This window comes from Sulfuricaulis limicola (genome assembly GCF_002355735.1).
GTDB classification, from domain to species: Bacteria; Pseudomonadota; Gammaproteobacteria; order Acidiferrobacterales; family Sulfurifustaceae; genus Sulfuricaulis; species Sulfuricaulis limicola.
In genome coordinates, this window is record NZ_AP014879.1 from 2,373,687 (window position 1) to 2,382,500 (window position 8,814).

General features: G+C 61.4%; 8 protein-coding genes and 2 rRNA genes (1 of these 10 cut by a window edge). 3 read left to right on the forward strand and 7 right to left on the reverse strand.

Going from position 1 to position 8,814, the window contains the following annotated elements; all coding sequences use genetic code 11:
• Window position 1 precedes the first annotated feature (1 nt).
• From SCL_RS11470 to epmB, 3 genes are all read right to left on the reverse strand, one after another.
• Window positions 2-625 carry a TRAP transporter small permease subunit gene (locus SCL_RS11470; RefSeq protein WP_096361335.1) on the reverse strand — a complete coding sequence of 208 codons (624 nt, stop codon included), beginning with the start codon at window positions 623-625 and terminating at the stop codon, window positions 2-4.
• A 122-nt stretch (window positions 626-747) separates the two neighbouring features.
• On the reverse strand, window positions 748-1,923 hold the full coding sequence (locus SCL_RS11475) for a TRAP transporter substrate-binding protein (RefSeq protein ID WP_096361336.1): 1,176 nt from the start codon (window positions 1,921-1,923) through the stop codon (window positions 748-750).
• 217 nt (window positions 1,924-2,140) lie between these two features.
• The gene (gene epmB / locus SCL_RS11480) at window positions 2,141-3,148 is read right to left on the reverse strand and encodes an EF-P beta-lysylation protein EpmB (protein WP_096361337.1); all 1,008 of its coding nucleotides are present in this window, start codon (window positions 3,146-3,148) and stop codon (window positions 2,141-2,143) included.
• A gap of 43 nt (window positions 3,149-3,191) precedes the next feature.
• Here epmB and efp point away from each other — a divergent pair, with 43 nt between their 5' ends.
• Both efp and epmA read left to right on the forward strand, forming a co-directional pair.
• The gene (gene efp / locus SCL_RS11485; protein ID WP_096361338.1) at window positions 3,192-3,755 is read left to right on the forward strand and encodes an elongation factor P; all 564 of its coding nucleotides are present in this window, start codon (window positions 3,192-3,194) and stop codon (window positions 3,753-3,755) included.
• Window positions 3,756-3,759: 4 nt separating this feature from the next.
• Complete coding sequence (gene epmA, locus SCL_RS11490) at window positions 3,760-4,761, forward strand: EF-P lysine aminoacylase EpmA (protein WP_096361339.1); 1,002 nt, start codon at window positions 3,760-3,762, stop codon at window positions 4,759-4,761.
• A gap of 140 nt (window positions 4,762-4,901) precedes the next feature.
• On the opposite strand, the gene dtd is transcribed toward epmA, so the two are convergent.
• A complete protein-coding gene (gene dtd, locus SCL_RS11495) occupies window positions 4,902-5,339 on the reverse strand; it encodes a D-aminoacyl-tRNA deacylase (RefSeq protein WP_096361340.1) in 438 nt (145 codons plus the stop codon).
• Window positions 5,340-5,421: 82 nt separating this feature from the next.
• On the opposite strand from dtd, the gene SCL_RS11500 reads away from it, so the two are divergent.
• Window positions 5,422-5,967 (forward strand): hypothetical protein, encoded by a 546-nt coding sequence (locus SCL_RS11500; RefSeq protein ID WP_096361963.1) that lies wholly within the window; start codon window positions 5,422-5,424, stop codon window positions 5,965-5,967.
• Window positions 5,968-5,981: 14 nt separating this feature from the next.
• Here SCL_RS11500 and SCL_RS11505 read toward each other — a convergent pair whose 3' ends face one another.
• The 3 genes from SCL_RS11505 to SCL_RS11515 form a co-directional block, all read right to left on the reverse strand.
• Window positions 5,982-6,866: an endonuclease/exonuclease/phosphatase family protein gene (locus SCL_RS11505; protein ID WP_096361341.1), complete on the reverse strand. Its 885-nt coding sequence runs from the start codon at window positions 6,864-6,866 to the stop codon at window positions 5,982-5,984.
• Between the two features lie 632 nt (window positions 6,867-7,498).
• Window positions 7,499-7,614: ribosomal RNA gene (gene rrf, locus SCL_RS11510) — 5S ribosomal RNA — on the reverse strand.
• 120 nt (window positions 7,615-7,734) lie between these two features.
• Window positions 7,735-8,814 (reverse strand): 23S ribosomal RNA (locus SCL_RS11515); it runs 1,817 nt beyond the window's last position.

The following is an 8,814-nucleotide window of genomic DNA, read 5'->3' on the forward strand; positions in this document are numbered from 1 at the left end:
TTCACGGGCGCGGCTCCTTGGGCGTCACCAGTTCGTCGAGTTTCTGGATATCCTCGTCCTTGACGTGCACCATTTCCTTCAGCTTGCCGATATCCACTTCCTCGACATCCTGCTCGCGCGACGGCCACTGGCCCTGTTTCAGGCAGATGACGCAGCGCACGATCTCGACGAAACCCTGCAACAGCAGGATCGCCCCGGCAACGGGAATAACGGTCTTGAACGGATAGATCGGCGGGCCTTCGTAGGTGATGGTCGAATGTTCGTTGATCGCCCAGGAATCGGCGGCATAGGAGTAACCGGCCCAGACGAGCGCCATCACGCCCGGAATGAAGAATACGATATAGAGCACGAGGTCGATGGTGGCCTGGGTGCGTGGCCGGAAGAAACCGTAAAGAACGTCACCGCGCACATGACCGCCCTTCGACAACGTATAGGCCCCGGCCATCATGAACAGCGTCCCGTACATCATGATCATGGCGTCAAAGGCCCAAGCACGCGGGGAATCGAGGACGTAACGGGCAAACACCTCCCACGAGATATGCAGCGTGAGCAGAATAATCAGCCAGGAGAAGGCCTGGCCGGCCCAGGTGCTCAACCTGTCGACAAACAGCAGAATCTTTTGCATGTTCAAACCTCCGCGCCCACGGCCCGAAACCAGATCATTTTGCCATCAGCGCCCCGTCCTGAACATTCCAAAGAAAAGACACCATCCGGCGCGGCCGGATGGTGTCTCCGCTAACGCATGTTTCAGCCCTTCTTGGGAGCCGCTTTCTTGCCCGCGAAGTAATGGTTGTAGGCCATGCGCCGGTTGACGTTGGTGTCGAGATCCCAGCGTACCGCGCGCTCGGCGAACGCCTTCTGCGAATCGGCGATCTCCTTGAACAGCGGGTTGTCCGCCGTGCGCTTGGCCGCCGCCGCGTCGTAGCCGGTAAGCTGTTGCTGCAATATGGCGTCAGGGGTCTTGTAGAACTTGACGCCCTGCTTGGTCTGCATATCGGCATAGTCCTGCGAGTAGCGATGAACCGCTTTCCACGACATATCCGCCGACGCAGCTTCCACTGCGTTCTCGATGATGGCCTTCATCTTGTCCGGCAAGGCATTGAACTTGTCCTTGTTGAACATGATCTCGAACTGCTCGGCGTTCTGGTGATAGCTCTGCAGCATGCACACCTTGGACACGTCCGGGAAGCCGAGCAGACGATCGGAGCTGGCATTATTGAACTCGGCCGCATCCAGCAGCCCGCGGTCCATGGCCGGCACGATCTCGCCGCCGGGCAGGGCGTTGACCGCCGCGCCGAGAGCGGTGAACACGTCAATCGAAATGCCCACGGTACGGAACTTGAGGCCCTTGAAATCCCCTACCTTGGTGATCGGCTTCTTGAACCAGCCGAGCGGCTGCGTCGGCATCGGACCGTACGGGAACGAAACCACGTTGGCACCGATCGATTTGTAGAGTTTCTCCAGCAGTTCCTTGCCGCCGCCGTACTTGTGCCAGGCAAGCAGCATGTTGGCGTCCATGCCGAAAGCGGGGCCGGAGCCCCACAGCGCCAGGGCGTTCTGTTTGCCGTAGTGATACACCAGCACGCCGTGACCGCCGTCGAGCGTGCCCTTTGACACCGCATCCAGCAGGCCGAAGGCCGGCACCACCGCGCCCGCCGGCAGCACTTCGATCTTGAGCTCGCCGCCGGTCATGTCATTCACCTTCTTGGCGAAGTCGAGCGCGTACTCGTGGAAGATGTCCTTCGCCGGCCACGTGCTCTGCCAGCGCATGCTGGTTACCTGTGCCTTGACGATGGCGGGAAATCCGATCGCCGCTGCACCACCAACGGAAGCCGCCGTGGCCGTGAGGAATTTCCGGCGGGACATCGCGCGCGCGGAATTCTTCGAGCCGGCGGATTTCGATTTGATTGTTTTCTTGTTCATCGCTTCCTCCTTGTTGCAGGTTGTCTGTGAGGTTAAAGCTTCCTTAACACTACCGCTCTAGTCTACTCTTGAGTATCGGCCGATATCCAGCAAGAACCTCGCGGGTTCCGCGAGCACGCCGGGCCGCCGTCAATTTTCCTTTTCACGATACGCAACGGACACCTGTATCGCGGGATAAAGCCGGGTTTACGGGTGGGGACAGGATGCCCGGATCCGATCAGGTCAAGGCAAGTTTTCCGGGCCCGCCTGGTACTTCACGCACCAGCCGCGGCACCAGATAGCCCGGCAGGCGCGCCTGCAGTTCCTGCATCAACCGCCGCGCCGCGATTTCATCCACATCGAAATGCGCCGCGCCCTGCACCTTGTCAAGCATGTGCAGGTAATACGGCAGCGTCCCGGTTTCAAACAATGCCTCGCTCAAATCCGCCAGCGCCTCGACACTGTCGTTGACGCCGCGCAGCAATACGGACTGATTGAGCAATTCTGCCCCCGCGTTCTTCAGCGCCGCCAAGGCCTGCCGCGCCGCGTCGTCCAGCTCCTGCGCGTGATTGGCATGCACCACGATCACCGGTTTCAGTTTGGTGTCGCCGAGCCAGCCCAGCAGTTCGTCGTTGACGCGCTCGGGCAACACGACCGGCAACCGGGTGTGCAGGCGCAAGCGCCGGAGATGCGGGATGGTTTCCAGTTGCCGCGCGAGTTCGGCCAGGCGACGGTCGGACAGGGTCAGCGGATCGCCTCCGCTGAGGATGACTTCCTTGAGGCTGTGATCGTGGGCAATGTATTCCAGCGCCGCCTGCCACCGGTCGACTGCGGGATTGGCATCGGCGTAGGGGAAGTGGCGGCGGAAACAGTAACGGCAATGCACGGCGCAGGCGCCGGTCACCGTCAACAGCACCCGTGCCTGATATTTATGCAACACACCGGGCACCGTCATGGCCGCCAGGTCGCCGACCGGGTCGGCACCGAACCCCTCCGCCGTCAGGCATTCCTCCGCCAACGGCAGCACCTGCCGCAACAGGGGATCGTGCGGATCGCCCTTGCGCATGCGCGCGACGAACCCGCGCGGCACGCGCAGCGGGAACAGCCGGGCCGCGGCCTGCGCCGCCGGCAGCCATTCCTCGCCCAGCCCCGCCGCGGCCAGCAATTCAGCGGGCCCGGTGATGGCGCGGGCCAGTTGCGATTGCCACGCGGGGACCTGCCTTAAAACGGAAGTTCCGGGTATCATAGCGCGCTCATTTTTTACCAGACGCAAATATTAAAGGTGTGTGATGGCAACTTACAGTACCAATGAATTCAAGGCCGGTCTCAAAGTCATGCTCGACGGCGACCCGGCGTCGATCGTCGAAAACGAGTTCGTCAAACCCGGCAAGGGCCAGGCCTTCAGCCGTGTGCGAATCCGCAACCTCAAAACCGGACGCACCATCGAGCGTACCTTCAAGTCCGGCGAGACCATCGAGGCCGCCGATGTGGTGGACGTGGAGATGCAGTATCTCTACAACGACGGCCAGTTCTGGCACTTCATGAACCCGGAATCCTACGAGCAGATGGCCGCCGACAAAAATGCCGTGGGCGACAACGCCAAATGGATGAAGGAACAGGACGTCTGCATCATCACGCTGTGGAACGGCCTGCCGCTCATCGTCGAGCCGCCGAATACCGTCACGCTCAAGGTCACTGAAACCGACCCCGGCCTCAAGGGCGACACCTCGGGTGGCGGCGGCAAACCGGCGACGCTGGAGACCGGCGCGGTCGTGCGCGTGCCGCTGTTCGTCAAGGAAGGCGAAACGATCAAGGTCAATACCCGCACCGGCGAGTACCTCTCGCGCGCCTGATCTTATGAGAACCGATACTTCCGGTGACTGGCAACCCGCCGCCACGCTGGAAGTCCTGAAGCTCCGCGCCCGGCTGCTGGAACGCATCCGGGCGTTTTTTTCCGCGCGCGGCGTGCTCGAGGTCGAAACCCCGGTGCTCTCCGGCGCCGCGACCACCGATCCCGCGCTGGCGAGCTTCACCACGCGCTACACCGGCCCGCTGTTCCCGCAGGGGCAGATGCTGTACCTGCACACCTCGCCGGAATTCCCCATGAAGCGCCTGTTGGCCGCCGGCAGCGGTTCGATTTACCAGATGTGCAAGGTCTTCCGCGACGGCGAGGCCGGACGGCAACACAATCCGGAGTTCACGCTGCTGGAATGGTATCGCGTCGGCTTCGACCACCACCGGCTGATGGACGAAACCGGCGAGCTGGTCATGGACTTGCTGGCGCCGCCCCTGTCACTGCAACCGCCGGAACGGCTGACCTACCGCGAGGCCTTCCAACGCCACGCCGGCCTCGATCCGTTAGCAGCGTCACCCGATGAATTCAGGCAGGCCGCCAAGGCTCATGGCATCAGCATATCGCCCGAGCTGGTTTCGGAAAAAGCACCCGACCCCTGGCGCGACCTGCTGCTCACGCATGTGGTTGAACCGAAACTGGGTCAGGGGCGACTCACCTTTATATATGACTACCCTGCCTCCCAGGCCTCGCTCGCCCGCATTCAACCGGGCAATCCGCCGGTGGCGGCGCGTTTCGAGCTTTATCTCAACGGTATCGAGCTGGCGAACGGCTTTCACGAACTGGCCGAGGCGGGCGAACAGCGCCGGCGCTTTGAAGCGCAACTTCGCATTCGCGAAATGAGTGGATTGCCGGTTGTGCCAGTGGACGAGCGTCTGCTGGCGGCGCTGGCGCACGGCCTTCCGGATTGCGCCGGGGTGGCGCTCGGCTTCGATCGCCTGGTGATGCTGGCCTGCGGCGCGCGCACGATCGACGAGGTAATCGCCTTCCCCATTGATCGGGCGTAGGTTGGGGTGAGTGCAGTGAACCCCAACAAGCGGCGACTGAGCGTTGGGGTTCGGCGCGACCCTCTCCCCTTGCCCTCTCCCGCAAGTGGGAGAGGGGAGTTGGCGATACGGCGCTTTTAATGTTGGCGCCTCACCCCAACCTACACTTTTAGCCAGAAAGTCACCGGGCCGTCATTGGTCAGCGTCACCTGCATGTCGGCCCCGAACACGCCCGCCTCCACCGACGCATACTGCGCCCGCGCCTGCTCCACCAGATAATCGAACAGGCGCCGGCCCGTCTCCGGCGCCGCCGCGGGCGTGAAGCTCGGGCGCATGCCCTTTTCGGTGTCGGCGGCCAGAGTGAACTGCGGCACCAGCAACAATCCGCCGCCGATATCCCTGACGTTCAGATTCATCTTGCCGGCCACGTCCGGGAACACGCGATAGCCCAGCAACCGTTCCAGCAGCCGGTCCGCGCGCGCGGTATCGTCGCCCTGCTCCACGCCGACCAGCACCAGCAGTCCGCGTCCGATGACACCGACGGTTTTGCCGTCGACATCGACCCGCGCGGAGCTGACGCGCTGCAAAAGACCGATCATGGAATTTCCGGTTCGTGGTTCATTCGGGCGGCGCAAGCGTAGTATATTTACCCGACTCATCAAAGACCGGAAGGAACTGACGATGCCCACCCTGCCCGAGAAAGACCAGCAGATCCTGGCGGCCCACGCCGGGTTGGTACACGCGGTGGTAAAAACCTGCCACAACCGCGACCTGCTGCCGCAACTGGAACAGGTACTGAAACTCTCGGAGGAAAACGGCTGGAACCGGCTGGTGGCTTCCATCCGGCGCATCCTCGGCGGTCAACGCGACATCAGCGTTTTGCAGGATCTGGACGAGGAAGATCGCGTTATCACGGAGGCGATCCTGCGCGGCCTGCAAAACCCGGAAACCCTGCCCGATCTCAATGCGGCGGTCGATCCGGATCACGCCGCCCCCGGTCTGGCCTCGATGGTGGCTGCGGCGCGGCGGGGCGATGTCGAGGCGCTGCGCGCGTTGGCGGACATGGCGACCCAGATGCGCGACGCCGGCGGCGACATGGCGCGCCTGGCTTCGGCGCTGTCACAAATGGAACAGGGTGAGGACGATGTCGAAAAATTGTCGCGCGGTATGAGCCCGGCGGGGGTGAAACTGGTGGAAACGATCCTCGGAGAACTGAAAAAAATCTGACGCGGGCGCCGGGTTCAGGCTGCCACGCCGGCCACCGACAGCATCGGCGCCGCCGCGGTTTGATCGTCAAACCATGACAGCTCCATGGGCAGCGCGATTTCCATGACGATCGGCAGATGGTCCGAGAAGGAACAGTTAAGCGCTTCAATCCGTTCCACCTTCAGTGACGACGACACCAGGATCTGGTCGAGGTTGCGCGAAGGCCGCCAGCTGGGGAAAGTCGGCAGGTCATGCGGCGGTTCGCGCAACACGGTGTGGCGCACCAGCCAGTCGATCTCGCGGCTGTCGGTGCCGCAATTCATGTCGCCCATCACGATCGCGTGACGATAACTGCCGATGACATCCGCAATGCATTCGAGCTGACGGAAACGCGCGCGTCGTCCCAGGGCCAGGTGCGCGATCACCAGAATCAGCGCGTCCGCGCCGTACCCGAAACGTACCGTCAGCGCGCCGCGGCCCGGGATCATGCCGGGGAGTTTCACCTCCGTCACCTCCGCGGGACGCAGACGACTCAACAGTCCGGTGCTGTGCTGTCCCAGCTTCCCGAGGTTGCGGTTGGTCTGGTCATACCAGTAGGGAAAGCGCGCCGACATCGCCAGATATTCCGTCTGGTTGATGAAACCGCTGCGCAGGCTGCCGCCGTCCACTTCCTGCAAGCCGACGATATCGAACCCGCCCACAAGCTTGCCGATGCGGTCGAGATTGTCGAGGCGCTTCGGGCAGGGCAGGACGTGTTTCCAGCTGTGCGTGAGGTAATGGCGATAGCCGTTGGTGGCGATGCCGGTCTGAATGTTGTAGCTGAGAAGCTTGAGCCGTCTTGTGGCAGTCGCGGCCGCGTCCGGTTGCTTCCTGTCGCCGGTGGTGATGCCGGAGAGGGTGCTGCTTACTGAAATTCTCATCTCGGGAGGATTATCTCACACTTCCAACGCGTACGCGGCGAAATTTGCCGCTGGTTCTCCTGTAAACCTAGCCGATATTCGGGGTCGCGCAAGCCGTGGCGGACAAATGGCAACAAAAAGCCCGACGACAGGCTGCCCCGGGCGGGGGATAAAACCCGCTCACTCCCGGACCGGACCCGGCGCCTGCTTCGCTCCGCATCCTGTTGCGCCCGAAAACCCCGAGGTTCCCGTCTTCTCGGGAGTTCACCCCGTGGGTCGATCATCCGCCGGCACCGCTGCCAAACAAAACGCTGCGGAACACTACAAAAAAAAAGAAACCCCGACCATTTCTGATCGGGGTTTCTGAAATAAAAGCCAGGCAGTGTCCTACTTTGCCCGGCGCATCCCTGCGCCGGGCCCTCCGGGCTCGCTGCGCTCGCTCAAAATCGCTCCCGGCGATTTTGTCACGTGGGGGCGAGGCGGGGTTGTGGCAAAGGTCCGGTGGACCTTTGCCCCGCCGAGCGGGTGCGCGCATGGTTCGCGCACCCCGGACCGCGAGCGAAGCGAAGCGGCCCCACACAATAGTTAAATGGGTCTCCCCACGAAAAATAAAAAACTCCCGGCACTTTCGTACCGGGAGTTCTGAAAATAAAGCCTGGCAGTGTCCTACTTTCACGTGGGGAGACCCCACACTATCATCGGCGCTGAGCAGTTTCACTTCCGAGTTCGGAAAGGGATCGGGTGGTTCCCGCTCGCTATGGCCGCCAGGCAGACCTTTTACGCTGTTGCATTTTCATGCAACAGCCTATGTTCGGGCAGTGTATGTAAGTAAAAAGCGCGGGTTGTGTTGCTTTGGCTTCGACCAAACACCCGGCGTCTTGGGTGTTATATGGTCAAGCCACACGGGCAATTAGTACTCCTTAGCTCAACGCCTTACGGCGCTTACACATGGAGCCTATCAACGTGGTGGTCTACCACGGCCCTTCAGGGGAGTTAAACCCCCGGGGAGATCTCATCTCGAGGTGGGTTTCACGCTTAGATGCTTTCAGCGTTTATCCCGTCCGAACTTGGCTACCCGGCAGTGCCACTGGCGTGACAACCGGAACACCAGAGGTTCGTCCATCCCGGTCCTCTCGTACTAAGGACAGATCCTCTCAAATCTCCAACGCCCACCGCAGATAGGGACCGAACTGTCTCACGACGTTCTGAACCCAGCTCGCGTACCACTTTAAATGGCGAACAGCCATACCCTTGGGACCGGCTACAGCCCCAGGATGTGATGAGCCGACATCGAGGTGCCAAACACCGCCGTCGATATGAACTCTTGGGCGGTATCAGCCTGTTATCCCCGGAGTACCTTTTATCCGTTGAGCGATGGCCCTTCCATACAGAACCACCGGATCACTATGACCGTCTTTCGACCCTGCTCGACTTGTCTGTCTCGCAGTCAAGCACCCTTCTGCCATTACACTCGACGCACGATTTCCGACCGTGCTGAGGGTACCTTCGCGCTCCTCCGTTACTCTTTGGGAGGAGACCGCCCCAGTCAAACTACCCGCCACACACTGTTCCCGGCCCGGATTACGGGTCAAGGTTAGAACCTCAAAGCTATCAGGCTGGTATTTCAAGGTTGACTCCACGAAGGCTGGCGCCTCCGCTTCAAAGTCTCCCAGCTATCCTACACAGACAGCTTCAAAGTTCAGTGTGAAGGTATAGTAAAGGTTCACGGGGTCTTTCCGTCTTGCGGCGGGAACGCTGCATCTTCACAGCGATTTCAACTTCGCTGAGTCTCGGGTCGAGACAGTGTAGCCATCATTACGCCATTCGTGCAGGTCGGAACTTACCCGACAAGGAATTTCGCTACCTTAGGACCGTTATAGTTACGGCCGCCGTTCACCGGGGCTTCGATCAAGGGCTTCGTCTTGCGACTAACCCCATCAATTAACCTTCCGGCACCGGGCAGGCGTCA

Excerpts from the sequence above, each read along its gene's own strand:
- efp (WP_096361338.1), top strand. The coding sequence starts at position 3,192 with ATGGCAACTTACAGTACCAATGAATTCAAGGCCGGTCTCAAAGTCATG.
- SCL_RS11475 (WP_096361336.1), bottom strand. The coding sequence starts at position 1,923 with ATGAACAAGAAAACAATCAAATCGAAATCCGCCGGCTCGAAGAATTCC.
- SCL_RS11500 (WP_096361963.1), top strand. The coding sequence starts at position 5,422 with ATGCCCACCCTGCCCGAGAAAGACCAGCAGATCCTGGCGGCCCACGCC.
- epmA (WP_096361339.1), top strand. The coding sequence starts at position 3,760 with ATGAGAACCGATACTTCCGGTGACTGGCAACCCGCCGCCACGCTGGAA.
- epmB (WP_096361337.1), bottom strand. The coding sequence starts at position 3,148 with ATGATACCCGGAACTTCCGTTTTAAGGCAGGTCCCCGCGTGGCAATCG.
- SCL_RS11470 (WP_096361335.1), bottom strand. The coding sequence starts at position 625 with ATGCAAAAGATTCTGCTGTTTGTCGACAGGTTGAGCACCTGGGCCGGC.
- dtd (WP_096361340.1), bottom strand. The coding sequence starts at position 5,339 with ATGATCGGTCTTTTGCAGCGCGTCAGCTCCGCGCGGGTCGATGTCGAC.
- SCL_RS11505 (WP_096361341.1), bottom strand. The coding sequence starts at position 6,866 with ATGAGAATTTCAGTAAGCAGCACCCTCTCCGGCATCACCACCGGCGAC.